General features: G+C 51.1%; 16 protein-coding genes and 1 riboswitch. All 16 genes read right to left on the bottom strand.

Features of this window, described 5'->3' with window-relative positions; translation table 11 throughout:
- Positions 1 to 16: 16 nt before the first annotated feature.
- The 16 genes from G358_RS0102190 to G358_RS0102110 all read right to left on the bottom strand — a co-directional run bounded on the left by G358_RS0102190 (position 17) and on the right by G358_RS0102110 (position 16,918).
- Positions 17 to 394, bottom strand: coding sequence for an ATP synthase subunit I (locus G358_RS0102190; protein ID WP_019635567.1), 378 nt, complete (start codon positions 392 to 394; stop codon positions 17 to 19).
- Positions 387 to 620 (bottom strand): AtpZ/AtpI family protein, encoded by a 234-nt coding sequence (locus G358_RS0102185; RefSeq protein ID WP_019635566.1) that lies wholly within the window; start codon positions 618 to 620, stop codon positions 387 to 389. Before G358_RS0102185 ends, G358_RS0102190 begins: the two co-directional genes overlap by 8 nt.
- Before the next feature lie 103 nt (positions 621 to 723).
- Positions 724 to 1,890 carry a non-hydrolyzing UDP-N-acetylglucosamine 2-epimerase gene (gene wecB, locus G358_RS0102180; RefSeq protein WP_019635565.1) on the bottom strand — a complete coding sequence of 389 codons (1,167 nt, stop codon included), beginning with the start codon at positions 1,888 to 1,890 and terminating at the stop codon, positions 724 to 726.
- A 192-nt stretch (positions 1,891 to 2,082) separates the two neighbouring features.
- Positions 2,083 to 2,712, bottom strand: coding sequence for a uracil phosphoribosyltransferase (gene upp, locus G358_RS0102175; protein ID WP_019635564.1), 630 nt, complete (start codon positions 2,710 to 2,712; stop codon positions 2,083 to 2,085).
- A gap of 453 nt (positions 2,713 to 3,165) precedes the next feature.
- Positions 3,166 to 4,413: a serine hydroxymethyltransferase gene (gene glyA / locus G358_RS0102165; RefSeq protein ID WP_019635562.1), complete on the bottom strand. Its 1,248-nt coding sequence runs from the start codon at positions 4,411 to 4,413 to the stop codon at positions 3,166 to 3,168.
- A 51-nt stretch (positions 4,414 to 4,464) separates the two neighbouring features.
- Positions 4,465 to 5,052: a TIGR01440 family protein gene (locus tag G358_RS0102160; protein ID WP_019635561.1), complete on the bottom strand. Its 588-nt coding sequence runs from the start codon at positions 5,050 to 5,052 to the stop codon at positions 4,465 to 4,467.
- Between the two features lie 263 nt (positions 5,053 to 5,315).
- Positions 5,316 to 5,398, bottom strand: a riboswitch (ZMP/ZTP riboswitch).
- 63 nt (positions 5,399 to 5,461) lie between these two features.
- The gene (locus G358_RS0102155; RefSeq protein WP_019635560.1) at positions 5,462 to 6,046 is read right to left on the bottom strand and encodes a low molecular weight protein arginine phosphatase; all 585 of its coding nucleotides are present in this window, start codon (positions 6,044 to 6,046) and stop codon (positions 5,462 to 5,464) included.
- 159 nt (positions 6,047 to 6,205) lie between these two features.
- Positions 6,206 to 6,766 carry a manganese efflux pump MntP gene (locus G358_RS0102150; RefSeq protein WP_019635559.1) on the bottom strand — a complete coding sequence of 187 codons (561 nt, stop codon included), beginning with the start codon at positions 6,764 to 6,766 and terminating at the stop codon, positions 6,206 to 6,208.
- Positions 6,767 to 6,928: 162 nt separating this feature from the next.
- The gene (locus G358_RS0102145) at positions 6,929 to 7,792 is read right to left on the bottom strand and encodes a DUF72 domain-containing protein (RefSeq protein ID WP_019635558.1); all 864 of its coding nucleotides are present in this window, start codon (positions 7,790 to 7,792) and stop codon (positions 6,929 to 6,931) included.
- Positions 7,793 to 7,851: 59 nt separating this feature from the next.
- A complete protein-coding gene (locus tag G358_RS29345; RefSeq protein ID WP_019635557.1) occupies positions 7,852 to 9,174 on the bottom strand; it encodes an L-threonylcarbamoyladenylate synthase in 1,323 nt (440 codons plus the stop codon).
- Positions 9,175 to 9,478: 304 nt separating this feature from the next.
- Positions 9,479 to 10,168: a stage II sporulation protein R gene (spoIIR, locus tag G358_RS0102135; protein ID WP_019635556.1), complete on the bottom strand. Its 690-nt coding sequence runs from the start codon at positions 10,166 to 10,168 to the stop codon at positions 9,479 to 9,481.
- Between the two features lie 94 nt (positions 10,169 to 10,262).
- A complete protein-coding gene (locus G358_RS0102130) occupies positions 10,263 to 11,444 on the bottom strand; it encodes an FtsW/RodA/SpoVE family cell cycle protein (protein ID WP_019635555.1) in 1,182 nt (393 codons plus the stop codon).
- 298 nt (positions 11,445 to 11,742) lie between these two features.
- Entirely contained in the window at positions 11,743 to 12,603 is an 861-nt protein-coding gene (locus tag G358_RS0102125; protein WP_019635554.1) for a MurR/RpiR family transcriptional regulator, read from the bottom strand.
- A gap of 104 nt (positions 12,604 to 12,707) precedes the next feature.
- On the bottom strand, positions 12,708 to 13,373 hold the full coding sequence (locus G358_RS0102120; protein ID WP_019635553.1) for a hypothetical protein: 666 nt from the start codon (positions 13,371 to 13,373) through the stop codon (positions 12,708 to 12,710).
- A 38-nt stretch (positions 13,374 to 13,411) separates the two neighbouring features.
- Positions 13,412 to 15,559, bottom strand: coding sequence for a hydantoinase/oxoprolinase family protein (locus G358_RS0102115; protein ID WP_019635552.1), 2,148 nt, complete (start codon positions 15,557 to 15,559; stop codon positions 13,412 to 13,414).
- Between the two features lie 66 nt (positions 15,560 to 15,625).
- Positions 15,626 to 16,918, bottom strand: a complete 1,293-nt coding sequence (locus G358_RS0102110; RefSeq protein WP_019635551.1) for a citrate transporter — start codon at positions 16,916 to 16,918, stop codon at positions 15,626 to 15,628.
- Positions 16,919 to 16,971: the final 53 nt, after the last annotated feature.

The raw sequence follows: 16,971 nt of genomic DNA, 5'->3' as shown, positions 1-16,971 counted from the left end.
TCCCCGTATAAGATGTTCAAGCCTTGTTGCGGATTCCGATGAAGATGCTCACCGGGATCGTCAGCAGCTGCGGGATAAACAGGCCGAGAAGAACCGTCATTAATGACACCTGCTCGAACTTGACCGCAACCATGACAGCAAGAAAAACTAGACAAATTCTAGTAACAAAACCGAAATTAAACCTGCGTTGTTCCTGACTGACCACGAGTTGAACCAATTGCCGTACTTTCAAAGACAGATAACGGACGTAGAGCAAACCGACAGCCAGTCCCAAAATAAATCCGGCGAAGATCGGCCTGTACTCTGGAAGAATGGCCCATCCGAAAAATAAAGCGGACAATAACAGGAACGTGATCCGGAATACGGCTTTTACAATGGAACCTAAATCATCCATTCTGCGCCCCCAAAAACTTTTTGATTAGTACAAATACGTTGACGATTCCGAGCACGAGACCCGTGATAGCCCCAATAGCAATCCAGTAATTCGGCCCGTCGAAACGCTCCGCCAGCCATTTTGCACTCAAAAAGCCGACAACAATATAGGTAGCCAGCAAAAAACCCGCCCCGCTAATGTAAGCGGCAGCAATCCAAGGATTGCCATTATTATCAGGAATTTTCATTCGGAACAATCCCAACTTATTTTACTGAATGTGTCTACTTTTTGTCAACGAAAGCGTTAAAACCGTACAGTAATACTGTATGCTATCTCGTTCAGAAACACAATTATTGATCATTCGAATTTGTGAACTTTCTGTGAAAATTCTCCGGTCGTTGATCAATTGCACCAAAATGGTGATATATCGCATTGACAATCCTTTCGGACGCCTTCCCATCCCCATAAGGATTTGCCGCACGGCTCATAGATTCATACAAAGCGCTATCCGTCAGCAGAGTCTTGATCCGTTCATAAACCATCTCCTCTTCCGTACCGACCAGTTCAAGCGTTCCCGCCTCAATTCCTTCGGGACGCTCCGTTGTATCGCGCAGTACGAGAACCGGCACACCAAACGAAGGCGCCTCTTCCTGCATCCCGCCCGAATCCGTAACGATCAAATGGGTATGCGGATAGATGTTGTGAAAATCAATCACATCCAGCGGCTCGATCAGCTTGATGCGAGGGTGCCCGCCCAATGTGGCATGCGCTGGCTCTTTGACCGGAGGACTAGGGTGAACCGGGTATACGATCGCCACGTCCTCGAACTCGTCAGCAATGCGCTTCACGGCGCGGAATATGTTCATGTGCGGCTCCCCTTGCGATTCCCGGCGGTGGGCCGTCATGAGAATAAGCCGCTTTCCGGCGGCAAAGTCCAGCACTGAGTTCCAATAATTAGGCTGTACTGTATATTGAAACACATCAGTTATCGTGTTGCCTGTGATATATATACTTGACTCCGGCTTATTTTCCTTGCGCAAATTGTTAGCCGACCACTCGGTCGGAGCAAAATGCAGGTCGGCCAGCACTCCTGTCAACTGGCGGTTCATCTCCTCCGGGTACGGTGACCACTTGTTCCAGGTACGTAGCCCCGCCTCGACATGCCCGATCTTAATCCCTTGCAGAAAAGCAGCGTAGCTGGCCAGAAAAGTCGTCAGCGTATCGCCGTGGACAAGCACAATATCCGGCTTCGCATCACACAGAACCTGCTCTAGCCCACCGAGTACCCGAATGGTAATTTCATTCAGGGTCTGATTTGGCTTCATGACATCCAGATCATAATCAGGCACGATCTTAAATACATCCAGCACCTGATCAAGCATTTCACGATGCTGGGCCGTTACGGCGACGACCGAATCGATATGTTCCTTATGCTTTTGCAGCTCGAGAATCAGCGGAGCCATCTTAATCGCTTCTGGCCTGACACCAAAAATTGTCATTACTTTAATTTTAGGCATGATAATTCCTTTCCTTAATTATTGTCCTTTAAATCCTTCAAATCCTTCAAATCCCCGTTAGTACCTTTGATATCCTCTGATCTCATCTAATACCTTCTGAGTATTATCGAGAGCAACATCTTCCGGTATGCTCTGATACCCTCTGAAACCTTCAAAACAACCTCTTCATTAAATATCGTCATTTTACATAAACTATTTGGTACCGTATAACCGGTCACCGGCATCTCCCAATCCAGGAACGATATAACCGTGTTCATCCAGCCGCTCATCCAATGCCGCCACGTAAATATCTACATCCGGGTGGGCCTCCTGCACAGCTTGTACGCCTTCAGGCGCCGCGATCAAATTCATCATTTTAATTTGCGTGCATCCGCGCTTCTTCAACACATCAATCGCCGCGATCGCTGAACCGCCTGTCGCCAGCATTGGGTCAATAACGATAAGCTCGCGTTCCTGCACATCTGTAGGCAGCTTGACGTAGTATTCTACCGGCTGAAGCGTCTGCGGGTCCCGAAACAAACCTACATGCCCTACTTTCGCAGCAGGAAGCAGTTTAAGAACACCGTCGAGCATCCCAAGGCCGGCCCGTAAAATCGGAATCAGCCCAAGCATCCGGCCCGAGATGACCCGTGCTTCAGCTTCACAGACCGGGGTCTGCACCTTGATCGATTCCAAAGGTACTTCTCTTGTAATTTCATATGCCATGAGAGTGGCGACTTCATCTACCAATTCACGGAAGTCCTTCGTATTCGTCTGCATGTCTCGAATAAAAGTCAGTTTGTGTTGAATCAAAGGGTGATCACATACCACCAGTTTTCCCATATTTGTCCCTCCGGTTTAAGCTGAATCTTGCTTCAGGTGACGATCCCTACATCAAATGATGCACAAATCCTGTTTATTATATCACTTGGCGAACTCGTTTTCATCTAGTGCTGTCAGCTTTTCGGGAAAACGGTCTTTAGTCGCCCCAGCGCCGCCCAAGGTCTCATCATGAAGGAATCCAGATGGAAGACCTTGCCACCCGGGCTCCATTTCTTTTAATGAACAAGCCCTTTCAGTATGCGGGGTGCGCGTCCCAGCCGCGGTCATCATATCTTTTGGAATCGCACCGGTTTGCTGATCATAGGAGAACATGCTCAGTACAGAATTATCAACAGTGCCACTTCTTTCGGGTTTTAGAAGACGGAAATTAGCCCGCCTGCTCCACTAGGAGCGGGCGGGCTAACTGCCTGCTAGTCCAGTTGCGGAAACAACCGGGATTTAAGCGGCCCTATCTTAGTATTTCATTTCCGGATAAAGCGGGAAGCGGTCGGTCAGCGCAGTAACGCGCGCTTTGGCGTTCTCCAGCGCTGCTGCGTCCTTCGGTGCTTTCAGCACGGCCGCAATGATCCGGCCGATTTCAACCATAGCTTCTTCGTCCATGCCGCGGGATGTAGCCGCAGGCGTACCAATGCGGATACCGCTTGTGACAAACGGGCTCGTCGGATCAAACGGAATCGCGTTTTTGTTAACAGTAATGCCGATGGAATCGAGCACATGCTCCGCATCTTTACCGGTGATGTTCAGGCTGCGGGTATCGATCAGCATCAAGTGGTTATCCGTACCGCCGGAAACCAGGTTGAGCCCTTCGGAAACAAGCGCTTCAGCCAGCACCTTGGCATTTTTTACAACGTTCTCCGCGTAGGTTTTGAACGAAGGCTGCAAAGCCTCTCCCAAGGCAACCGCTTTGGAAGCAATAACATGCATCAGCGGACCGCCTTGCGTGCCCGGGAATACCGCTTTATCAATCGCTGCAGCCCAAGGCTTGCGGCATAGAATCATACCGCCGCGCGGACCGCGAAGCGTCTTGTGCGTCGTCGTCGTAACAAAATGCGCATGTGGAACCGGATTTGGATGCAGGCCAGCAGCAACCAGACCAGCGATATGGGCCATGTCTACCATAAAGAGCGCGCCTACATCATTGGCGATGGAAGCCATTTTTTCAAAATCAATGATACGCGGATATGCGCTGGCTCCAGCCACAATCAGGCGAGGGCGGTGCTTGAAAGCTGCCTTGCGCACTTCATCATAATCGATCAGGAATGTATCTTCCTGCACGCCGTAAGCGACGAAGTTATAAAGCAGGCCGGAGGCGTTGACCGGGCTTCCGTGCGTCAAGTGTCCTCCATGTGCCAGATTCATGCCCAATACCGTATCACCTGGATTCAGCACAGTCAAATAAACGGCCAGGTTCGCTTGAGCGCCGGAGTGCGGCTGAACGTTGGCATGCTCCGCTCCGAACAATTCCTTAGCACGGTCGCGCGCGATATCCTCTACGATATCCACGTGTTCACAGCCGCCGTAAAAACGTTTGCCCGGGTATCCTTCTGCATATTTGTTCGTGAGCACGGAGCCCATCGCTTCCATAACCGCTTCGCTAACAATGTTCTCGGAAGCAATCAGCTCAATGTTGTTCCGCTGGCGCTTCAGCTCCAGATTCATCGCTTCCAGTACTGCAGGGTCTTGTTTTCTCAAATGATCCATCGTCCAAAAGTCCTCCCTATATTTAAAATTATAATGTAATAACATCCTAAACTAATCGCAAAGCTGTGTGTCTTGTACTTCCGGCAGCTTATAAACCGCCCGTTCCCCGCCGATCAGCTTCGGCCGGGTCGATGCTGCCGTCACCCTGGCCTGGCCTATATAACGCCGCGCCGGGCGATAAGGAACAGCCACATCCTTCAGGTGCATCCCGATCATCGTCTCCCCGATATCGATCCCGGCATGTGCGGCTACCTTCTCCGCAAGGCAGGGCTCCTTCATGCGGCGATACGCCATTGCTGCCATAGAGCCGCCAGCTTTTGGCACAGGCACTGCTGCGACTTCAGTCAAGCCGAGCCGCTCCAGTACGGCACGTTCTACAACGAGTGCACGATTCAAATGCTCGCAGCACTGGAAGGCTAAAGCAAAGCCGTATTTGCTTTGAATGCCGGCCAAGCCTTCGTACAGCTCAGCGGCAATACTCTCCGCACCCGCCGTGCCGATGCGCTGGCCCGCCACTTCACTCGTGCTTACACCGATTACTACCAGATGATTCGAACCGAGAGGGACCGCAGCCGCCAGCTCTTCCAACACTTCCGCCGCTTCCTCGCGAATAGATCTTTCTTGCTCTTCTCCATTCATCGACGTATCCATCCTTCCAAATAAGTCTGTCTCTATTATACCTAATATAACCTGGGGATCGTTGCGACAAACTTCGTTAGAATTTCCGGGACAGAAGAAGCAAAAGAAGAAAGCTGTGTTAGAGCACGTTGTGTTGAAGCGCCAGAGATAAAGCATGCCGTGTTACAGCCCACTCTGTTGAAGCAAGCTGTGTTAAAGCAAGCCGGAAATACTGCAGCTCCTCGAAAATGACGAAAAAGAGCATGACGCAACATCTGCGTCGTGCTCTTTGCCCAGGCGACCGGCCGTATATTCCGATGCTCCATTGTGGTTTGCTCCACTATCGTCGCCAGTTACATCGGATCCTCATTTCCATGCCTTAAGAATAAAACATGTGTCCAACAATTGCAACCTTGTTTTTGTACCGCTTTTATTGAAAGCGTTCTTTTTCCAGCTTAGCGATTAGCTTCTCCAATGCCGCCCGAATTTCCTGCGCAGTAAGCTCATACTCCATGCGGCTGCCTCCAAACGGATCGGAAATATCGTAATGCGGCATGCGCTGCAGCAGTTCGCGAATTCGCCGCTCCTTATATTCGTCCATTCCTTGGCCAAGCGCCCGGTTAAGCTCGAGCTCGGCGATCAGCCGGCTAAGCTCTGCCTGATCGGCCAATACGGTTTCATCTTCCTCTACGTATTCTTTAAGGGTGAATATTTTATCTGCCTTTGCAGGAAAAGCCGCAATAGCTTGGCGCTTATGCCCTTCAGTCAGCGTAAGAACGAGGTCCGACCATTCGATCAGCTCCGCATGAAGCGGAGTCGACGTGATCCGGTCCTCAATTCCCAATTCTTTGAGCACATCTCCGGCATGGCGGGAAATCGGCATGCCCTCCACCGCCGCGACACCAGCTGACGACACCTCTACATCCAATCCCCGCTCCTGCGCGAGCTTGCGGAATATCCCTTCTGCCATGGGACTGCGGCATGTGTTTCCAGTACATACAAACAATATTCGCAAGCTTGTTCACCTCCAGCCTAACTCCGATTTGATACAGGTTTGATACAGATTTGAGCAGGTTTAATACCGACAGGATTCGGACTTAATTCCGTTATGATTCGATTTGATTCCTAGTTTATTCCTGACCCTGATTCATGTACATATGTGTTAGTCATTGTATCAGAAGATGAAAATTAGTCCAAATGCCAGCAATATAGCGCCCCCTGCCGCTTCCCCGTATTCACCAAGCCGCTCGCCTACGCCGTGGCCAAGCCGTAGTCCAAGCACGGACATCAGCCCGCCGAACAATCCGAAAGCAATTACGGTAAACAGCAAATCACTATGAAACATGCCCAGCGATACGCCTACGGAGAACGAATCTATACTGACACTTAAAGAAAACAGAAACAAACCGAAAAAAGAGCGATAATCCGCAACCTGTTCACCATTGCCAAGCAAAGAGCTCCATATCATATGACCTCCGAGCAGTACGAGCAGACCGCCGGATACGTATTTTGCCAAACTTCCCAGCAGTTCGCCCGCAAATTGGCCGGCCACAATTCCAAACAGCGGCATCAGCAGGTGAAACAGTGCAACCATAACGCCGATACGGACCATTTCCAGCCGCAGGACCCCTCGCATGCCAATGCCGAGTCCCAGGGACAAGGCGTCCATTCCTAAAGCGACCGCCATCAAAACGATCGTAAGCAGTTCACCAAGCCGCTCGTATATTTCCGCCATAACGCCCCACTCCCCATGTCCGAGGTTGTTTTTGTACAACCATATGCGGACAAGAAGCGGTTCATGACTATGTGTTACATCCTCACTATGTGTATTTTCCCTTTATAACCCTATTATAAAAGATTGAAGTGATTGATAAAAAATCCAGAACAGAATATAATATCAATCCTGTTCCCCGCCAAACAGATCAAGCTGCGAGGGAGGAAGCTCCGGAAGATCCATTCCTAAAAGCAACATCATTTCTCGAGCATTCGCGGCGGCATCCCCGCCGGAGTTGTTATTGAAAATCATACAGATTTCACCGGCGCCTTTCGCCTGTAATTCCCGCAGTTTGTCACGCCATTCCGTCAACTCTTCCCGATTATAACGGTATAAATACCGCACTTCTCTCCAATTGGGCGCTCCGCTCTGCGTCCAGCCCGCGGCATTCCTTCCATGAAGCCGGACGATGGTGAGCTTCCCTCCAGCAGGCTCGAGCACGGTCGGAACGGAGCCCTGTCCAACCTGCGGCTCATCGCATACAATGTGAATCCAGCCTTCCTCACGCATAAACTCCAGCGTCCGTTCCCGCATGTCCGGTGTAAACCAGCTCTGATGGCGAAATTCCAAAGCGAGCGGCAGCTCCCCCATCCATTTGCGGACGGCGCGAAGCTGGCGGACATGGTCCGGATTGCAATCAAACCAGGGCGGAAATTGGAACATAACTGCACGCAGCCTTCCGGATTGTACGACAGGGTCGATCGAATCCAAGTACGCCTGGAACATTGCACCTGGCCCTTCGAAAGGCACTTTTCCCCGGGCATGCCCCGTCATGCCTTGGTATGCCTTGAGAATAAAAGTGAACGAGGGCGGCGTCATTTCCAGCCAGCGGGAATAAGTATCCCTGCTCAGTACGGCGTAGAAGGAACTGTCCACCTCTACTACCGGAAAATGCCGGGCATAGATTTCAAGCTTCTGCCTGGCTGGCGTTCCCGGCGGGTACAGCTCGTTATGATCCCCCCACCCGGTCAATCCGATAGAGATCATCTTCCTCCCCCTTTTTGAATTGATGATTCATATATCAAGGAAGCACACCAAGAACCTTCTTATACATCTATTACGTCATGGCCCGCCGCTTTGAGCAGGCGGTTCATGACGGCGGCCCCGAGTCCGTCCTCAGGACAGGACTCGGCCAGAATGTAAGTGACGCCGCGCTCATCGAAGCGGCGGAGCGCCCCGTAGAGCCGATGCGCCGCCGTCTCAAGCGCAGCGATGCTGCCGAGCGAGAGCACGCAGTCGGCGCGGTAGTGCGGGAGGTGCTCGTCAAAGGCGAGCACCCCCGTCACTTCCCCGCGCCGGGAGGCCGCGTCCAGCTCGGCCCCGATCCGGGCCGCCACCTTCCGGACGGCGGCCCCGCGCACGATGCGCAGCGTTCCACGCGGCGCATAGTGCGTGTACTTCATTCCCGGCGACTTCGGTGCCGGGAGCAGCTGGGCCCCGGCCGCCTCCAGCAGGGCGGGGTCCAGCTTCACGCCGCCCGCCGCCACGCGGGCGAGCTGCTCGGCCGTGATCCCGCCAGGGCGGAGCACGGTGACGGTGCCGTCCGGGCCGGCTTCCACCACCGTCGACTCCACTCCCACCCCCGTGGGCCCGCCGTCGACGATACCGTCGATCACGCCGGCCAAATCCTCGCCCACGTGCTGCGCAAGCGTGGGGCTCGGGCGGCCCGACCGGTTGGCGCTCGGCGCCGCCACCGGGCACCCCGCTGCGGCGATGAGCCGCAGCGCCACCTCGTGGGCCGGCATCCGCACGGCCACGGTGGACAGGCCCGCCGTCACGCGAGGCGAGACGGCGCTGGGCACCGCTGGCAGCACAAGCGTCAGCGGCCCCGGCCAAAAAGCTTCCATGAGCCGCCGCGCCGTCTCGTTTACTTCGGTAACGAGCCCGTCCAACTGCCTCATGTCCGCGATGTGCACGATCAGCGGGTTGTCGGATGGCCGCCCTTTGGCGGCAAAAATCGCCTCCACCGCTGGCGTGCTCCGGGCGTCCGCGCCGAGCCCATACACGGTCTCGGTCGGAAAGGCGACCGTGCCGCCGGACGCCAGAACGGCCGCCGCTTCCTGGATCGCCTCGTCAATCGCCTCGTCAGCAGACAGCTGCCGCCCCTCGCGCGTGCCGGCATGCTCCTGTACATCCTCACTGAAAAAAGCCTGTTCTCCAGCTAATCCATTAACTGGCCCTTTGGCCTGCCCAGCTTGGCGAACTCCTTGCTGGCTAGCTTCAAAACTAACCTCAAGACAAGCTTGTCCTCCGGCTTCTTTTCCAGCTTGTCCTACAGATTGCTCCTCATACACTTCCCTGACATTCCACCAGCGGGTCTTGCGCCCTCCAGAAGTTTGATCGGTATTTTTTTTGCCTTGATCGGTCATTATCCATCAACTCAAACTTTCATCTATATTCCATAACCATCTATATTCCATAACCATCTATACTCCATAACCATCTATACTCCATAAATATTTATACTCCACAACCACCTATATTCCATAGCTATCTATGCTCCAAAACGAACTATGTCCATAACGATCTTTGCTCCATTACAAACTATGTTCCATAGTTCAGGTGACTGCTCATTTGCCTTTTATTATAACCCAACCCTGGAACGCAAAAAACTTGCCCCACCTACTATAACCCTTACCCGGTTACGAGACTGGCACGACAAGCCTTCGCATGTTATTTAAATAAACTCATGATCCAATCCCACAAGCCGGTGAGCAAATCCCACAGGAAAAAACGAACTTCAGCCTTCCCCTGTTCAGCCTGGACATGCACCTGCCCCTGAAGTGCCTCTCCATCGCTGCCCGCAACTGAAACAGTTGCTGTATTTTTCACGCCCGCTCCATCCTTTGCCAGCGCCTCTCCGCTCCCGGCATCCACGAAGCACAGCGGCGGGAAAAGGACGCACCACCAGTTTTTTCCCTCGCCTGCGCCCAAGGTAATACGCAGCGCTTCATAGTCGCCAGCCGGGTAAACAGCACCGCCATACATTTTCGTAGGAAAAGGCACCGTCCCAAGCTCTACATGGTAGCTATAGCTCTTGCCATTTCTTTTAAGCGTACGAGCTACTGTTTCCTCAATCAAACCCAGGTTGCCCCGGATCAAATCACGGGCTTCCTCCAGACTAAGCGGGTCTGCCAATTGCTCCACCCAGCCGTTCATCTGTTCGACAACGGCGTCGCGGACAATCCGCTTGGTCACTTGATCGCCGGCGCGGTCCGAATGGGCTAAAATGCGTAAACGGATCGATTCCTGGGGGATCTCCCCGCCGAGTGCTGCCGCATCACTCTTCTGCCCTTCCCATGACATAAGCAATACAATGAAAATACAACAAATAAGTGCTATATTACGGCCTTGCTGTTTCATTGCCGTTCCTCCTCTACAAAACTACTGATGTCTATCAGTATGTCCGTTTAAGAGAAACGTAAACCTATCATTCTAGCATTCTAGTTTCGTTCTTTTACGATTTCATAGAGGCGTAGCGGGATGAAGGAAGCACTTGCTCCTCTTCGGGCTCCTTTCCATGAATAAGAATACTCATTGCCACCCCGATACTCGCCATGTTGATCATGAGAGACGTTCCGCCATAACTGATAAATGGCAGCGTAATGCCGGTCAGCGGCATAAGCCCGATAAACATCCCGATATTTTCAAATATTTGATACAGCAGCATCGCGACGATCCCAACGATAAGCAGAGGACCAGCCCGATCCCGGCATTCCAATGAAATTAGAATCAGCCTGTGAATGAGTACAAAATAGAGCAGCAGCAGCACCGAGCAGCCGATAAAGCCGAATTCCTCGGCAATCACCACAAAGATCGAGTCAGAATACGTGAGCGGCACCAGATCCGCCTGCACATTGCCGCCCTGCATAAAGCCTTCTCCCGTCATTCCGCCGGTGGCGATAGCCAGCTTGGCGTTTCGCGTATGATAGATTGCCCGGTCCGTGGCCATTTCAGGCATAAGCCAAGGATCGATCCGCTCGATCCAGTGCTCGCGCCCGATTTCCGCGAAGAAGGCGTATACCTGCTCATAATATATTTTATAAGCGCTGATCCCGCCGATTAACAAGCTGGAAAAAATAACGGCAGCAATCAAAGCATGCGTATACTTAATATTTCCAATCCAGAGCATACCTACCAAAATGATAAGATAACTAAGCGCGTTGCCAAGATCGTTCTGAGCCATAACTACGGCAAACGGAATAAAAGTGAACAGGCATACCGGTATGACATCCCGCCAAAACAGCAGTCCCGTTTTTCGTTTGCGGACAAGCAGAAATCCAAGAAAAATAACGAGGATCAGCTTAAAAAACTCCGCGGGCTGAAAACTGGTTCCCCCCGGCAGCGTCATCCAACCCGTCGCGTTGTGGTAGGTATTCCCGACAAATAATACAACGACGAGCAGACCTAGCCCGAACAAATAAATATAAATTGCATATTTGATCAAAAGACGAAAATCGAGCAAAGACACAAGAAAAAATACGATAAAACCTAGAATGTAATATTTCAACATTTGAAGATGATATCCATCGTATTTCGTGCCGGAAGTTGCGCTATAGAGAACCGCAATACTGATGCCCATGAGAACCAGCAAAATAAACACAATCGTGAAGTCAATTTTTTTAAGCTTGCCCAGCATTTGCTGTCCTCCCGCTCCAAATGATGAATACAAAAGCTCCTTATTATTGTAAGTAAAAGTCAGGGCAAAGTCTATCCGCAACGCAAGAAACCGTTAACTAATCAGCCTATAGATCCTTATATGTGATCCATTGGTCTTACATGTATTCCACTGTAATCCAACTGTATTCCACTATTATCCACTGCCCTCTTCTGTAACATTGCAATAAAACATCTGCAAGAAGGGCCCTTCGCAGACAAAATAATGCCTGGCAAAGCGCCCCTCTTCCGTTTAGTTCCTTGTTTAAGAATTGTTGAACTTAAAGAAAATAATTGGTGATCGACTGGCCTTGAGCCAGAACGGCCTCGCTGTCCAGTTTCTTTTTTAAGTAAGCCTTGTCTGAAGAAATGAATACGCTCATGATCAAATCTACGACAAACAAAAATGTAATATGATTTGACATAAAAGCGCTGTTATCTACGGATATTTTATCCGGTGCAATAATATCGACATCCGCATTTTCTGTAATGGGCGAAGAGGCGTAGCAGGTTACGGCGATTGTCTTCACCTGGTTCACCTGGGCGATAGCCACCGCGTCCACGATTTCTGTGGTTGAACCCGAGCGCGAGAAGGCGATGACGACATCCTCGGAGGTGCACTGCGACGCTGCAATTCTCATCGCTCTGCTGTCACTGATCGCTTCGGACATGATCCCGATAATAGATAGCCGGTTCTTCAGTGCAATTGCCGCCAAGTAAGAATCGAACATCCCAAACAAAAAAATCCTGCGTGCGTTCTTCAGAATATCCACCACATTGTGGAGCTGCTCCTCTGTAATTAACGCAGATGTATTCACGATCAATTCATTATAATCGAGCGCAAGCGCATCTATAGCATTGATCTCCCGCCGCTCTTTTTTCTTGGCCTGCATTTCCCGGTAAAAAGCGTCCTGGGCAAAGGCAATTTTAAAATCATTAAAGCCTTTAAAACCGACCTTCTTGCAAAAACGGTTAATACTCGTCTCCGACACGCCAATCTCGTTGGCTATGGCCGTGATCGTATTGCGAGTAATAAACTCCGGATTATGAATTACGAAATTGGCGATCTGATTTTCGCCGAATGTCAATTTTTGCGTCTGCGATACGATCTTTGCAATGACTGCCGGAACTTGTGAAGACATGCTACCTCCTCCTGATCTAACGATGGAAAATGCTATCCGGTATCCCCGCTAGCACCCCTTCATTATACCACACTGATGGAGGCAAGGAGAGCATCCAACGCAGTCTATAACATTTTATTCCAGTTTTTCACACATTGTTGAAATTGCTCCGCTGACATCGATCCGCTCTTGACCAGGTATACATAATCCAGTAAATTCGGCAAATAAGGAAGCCCCATCACTTCCTTGCAAAAAGCGTGCGCCGCGATCTCACTGCACTTCATCACACCGGACCATCTCGTATAGAACCCTAGCTGCAGCACGGCGATCGGCTCCAGCAGCTCATTGGTAAAGCTGCCTGTTTGATACTCCAGGTAGTGATAGAACTCATGGGCCAGATGAATATCAATGAGCCGGTCCATATCGGGACTCTCTTCATGTCCCAGAACGGCCTCCAATGCCTGATGCATTTCGGACAATGAAGAGGAGTACACGATAATTTCCGGCACCTTCTTCGCAAAGTTGATCTGTGCGCGGAAGGAAACATGATGGAACTTGGCTGTTTTGCCCGAAATTTCATATTTCAGCCCTGCCCGCTCACATAAGGCTCTCGCCGAAATACCGATGTAATCAGCCGCCATTTGGCGTCCTTTGTCCAGCGAGGCTTTTACATAGTATGGAATTTTATCCTTTGGTATTTTATAAAATAAAGGATCCTGCGTCAGTTCCGCGCAAGCGAGCACCTCATCGGAAAGGGCTGCTGTCGTTTCCTGCAGCAACACGGCCCGCATCTCCTTCCCCTTCTATATGATGGTCAGTTCCTTCCCTGCTATTGATAGGCAATGACAATGAGTTCATCTTCCGCTGTGAGTATTTCGGTCTCAATCTCCAAAATGGACATCAACTGTTCCTTCGTTTGCATGCCCGTTAAATCCAGCATTTTCTCTTTATAGAACACAAATACTTTAGGCAGAGTCGCATTTGCATCGGAATAGATCGTGTTGTCATCCAAAAAGTGGCTAAGCTGACCAGCAAACTGGGATTTAGTAATTTTCTCAAAATGAATGTTGCCTTTCTTAAAACGGACAACCCCTTCGCGATCCAGTACGCTGCCATATACCGTCTTCTTCTTTAGCAAGCCAAAAAAGGATTTCTTGACGTTCTCGCTGCTGAAGAGCTTCCATCTTCCAGTCTGTGCGGCCAGTCTCGTCGTTTCAAGCGGCTGGTCAACCGATTTAGCGGCAATGACGCGCATGTCCTCTTCGCTAATCGCTTGTTGTCCCAGATCCTTGGAACGAAGCTCCGTCGAGCCTGTGGCGATAGCCCGCAAAATATTTTTCTGACTGTCGATTTCGATCGTTACCTCAACTGTTTCCTCACTCGCCCCGGATTGCACGATCCGCTCGACAATTTCAGTCCGAATGCGCTTAATGTCCTCCTCAGTCGGGTTGACAACGGTCCGCTCAAGCTGCTCCTTCACCATCGCCAGAGCCACGCCGATCGTAGAAATATACGGAGCATTATTGGCAATCTTGCATTTCATCTGCTCCCGTTCCGCCATTGCCGGTACGAGCACCGTCCCGCTTCCGCCCCCGCCAACGAGAGTGGTAAAGGAACGATCCAGCTCGTAATCTTCTATCATTTCATTCACAGTCTTCATCGTCTTGTCGATCGCAATATTTATCACCTGTCTGGCCGCTTCTTCAACTGTTAATCCTACATGGGCGGCTAGCGCCTGCCACGCTTTGACCGCCGCTTCGGTGTTCCCCCGGGCGTAGTCTCCATCGGGAATGTAGCCAAGGATGTTCGCGGCCCCCGCTAGCGTATAGGAATATTCCTTCCCATTTCCGCTTGCGCAAATGATATATTCCTGCGGGTCCCCGTCTCTCGGGCTAATAAATTTAACTTGCGGATCGATGATTTGATCACTGCTCGCAAACGTTTCGTATTCCTTGCCGGCGATATGGGCACTGCGCGGCCCGACATCTATAATCCGGCCGTCGGCTACTTTAATCATACTTCCTCCGGCAATTCCGAGCGTGCGCACATCGAGAGACTGCAAGTACGTGCGGTGCCCGCCCACCTGGGCGTTCTTGATCATGACCTTCCCATTTTTGATCACTGAAATATCGACGCTTGTCCCGCCGACTTCAAAGAAAATTCCATCCGAAATTTTCTCGTACATCAGCGCTCCGGCAACGCCGGCAGCAAGCCCCGACAGCATGGTCAAAATCGGGCGCTTACGCACCTCGTCAATACTCATCACGCCGCCATCGCAGCGCATAATCATCAGTTGGGACTGGATATCCGCGTTTTTGACTGATTTCTCGGTCATGTTGGCCGTTTCCATCATTTTAGGAATAAGCGAGGCATTGACCACAGCCGTTCTAGTCCGCGTTTTCAATCCGTACAGCTGGGAAATTTCATGACTGCCCGTAGCGTAAATTCCTTTCCCGTTCGCAATTTCGACGACGCGGAGCTCATTCGTCGGGTCATCCACGCTATATGCCTCGGCGGCGACAATGACTTCGGCGCCTTGCTGCACCAGCCCATCGATCGCTGCGGCAATTTGCTCCTCCTTCAGATCCTTGGAGTCCAGGTACGTATGATAAGTCTGCAAATATTTTCCCGGAGCGAGCTCAATGTTACCCGGATTAGATTCCGAGCGGGCGCTCAGTCCATCCAGTCCGGAGCCCATGCCGATAATGCCAACCCTGGCCACGTCGCCCTCAAGCAGCGCATTCGTCGCCTGGGTCGTACCGTGGGCAATAAAAGTGACGTCCTCCGGCAAAATGCCCCGGCTCTCCAAAATTTGGTGCAAAATTTGAACGATCCCTTTCGCCACGCCATCCTCGTCGTGGTGAGTGGTCGGAATTTTCATTTTCTCAATAACTTCATACGTCTCATTATCTATAACAGCGGCATCGGTAAAAGTGCCTCCAACATCTATCCCTACTCTAACCTTTCTTCTCTCCATGTTCTCCTCCTGAAATGACGGGCGGAGCAAGCGTCGAGGCTCCCCGCCCGGGCTAAACTTGTGCAACTAGAAGACCATAAACGACCCGAAGATCATAGATATGAGTACGGCAACCATCATCCAAGGCAGTGTCTTTTTTAAAATTTCATTAATATCGCTCTTCGTAAAATCAGCTACCCAAACGTTGTGCGAGTTCGTCGGATCGGATACCGCCTGCACGTTGCTCACTACGCGGAGAGCCAGCATCGCTGCTACCGGTGTCATGCCTGCAGTTACGAAAAGCGCGGCAATCCCGCTGCCGAGTCCCCATACATTAAGAGGTCCGCGATAGATCGCGAGCGGCGACAGCAGAGTGAAAAATAGAATGAACATTAACGGACTGCTTGGCAGCACACTTTCGATCAATGGGGATATGAGCGATGCCACCTGCGGCGACATAACGGAATTAAGCAAAATACCGATACCGATCATAAGAGCCATAGCCCCGGCAATATCCTGAATCCCTTCTATCATGGCGCTAGACAGCACATGGATCGGACGCTTCGGCAAAGTCAGAAGAATCGTCACGAGCGCGCCGATAATAACTGCGGGTACAATATCAATTTTAAATGCAAAGACGAGAATGACGGGAACGAGCGGACTGATCAGCGCCACAGCAGGCACTTTCTTGCCTTCCCCTCCTGTCGCTGTTGGCATTGCCCAAGCTTTTCGGCCCTTGCCGTCTTTTTTGATGTAGAAAACAATCATAGCTAAAGAAACGACAATTAAAGGCAAGGCGGCTACGAGCGTGTAATCCGCAATAGTCTGGACAGAAAGCCCCAACACGTCTACATATACGGCCCAGTTAGATACGTTGAACAAAGCGCCTACGCCAACGGCGGAAATGACGACGATCGAGGCGACGAACTGCGATATCCCCGCAGTCAGCATAATCGGAATGACAATGGTTCCGACCAAAATGACCATTCCAAGGCCACCCGCCGCAGAAAAAATAATCGAAGCGGTAACAAAGAACAGGATAGCAATCATGAGCGGCTTGTCGCCGGCAAGCTCAGCCGCTTTGCGGATAATCGACTTTGTAATTCCCACTTTATTGAGAATTTGCCCGAACCAGGCACCGAACACGAGGCCGGCGATCGCTCCCGACAGCCGCATAGAGCCCGCAGCCAGAATGGTCTTAGCGATTGTAGTGACCTCTGGATCGTTCGATATCCACGGTACCCCCGCAATAAGTGCAAAAAGAATCGCCATAGCAGGCAAAGCCAAAATCGTTGGAAGCTTTCTTGTCATCATTAGCCCTACAAATACCAGGAAGACGACTAAAATTCCAATAGCCTGAAACCACATTAAGGTTGACACTGTAATTTCCCCTCTCGGATTAGTTGGCAGCTGCGACTGCCGAATTATGCAGC

The organism is Paenibacillus fonticola DSM 21315, assembly GCF_000381905.1.
GTDB lineage: Bacteria > Bacillota > Bacilli > Paenibacillales > Paenibacillaceae > Fontibacillus > Fontibacillus fonticola.
This window is presented reverse-complemented; position numbering and strand designations above follow the sequence as displayed.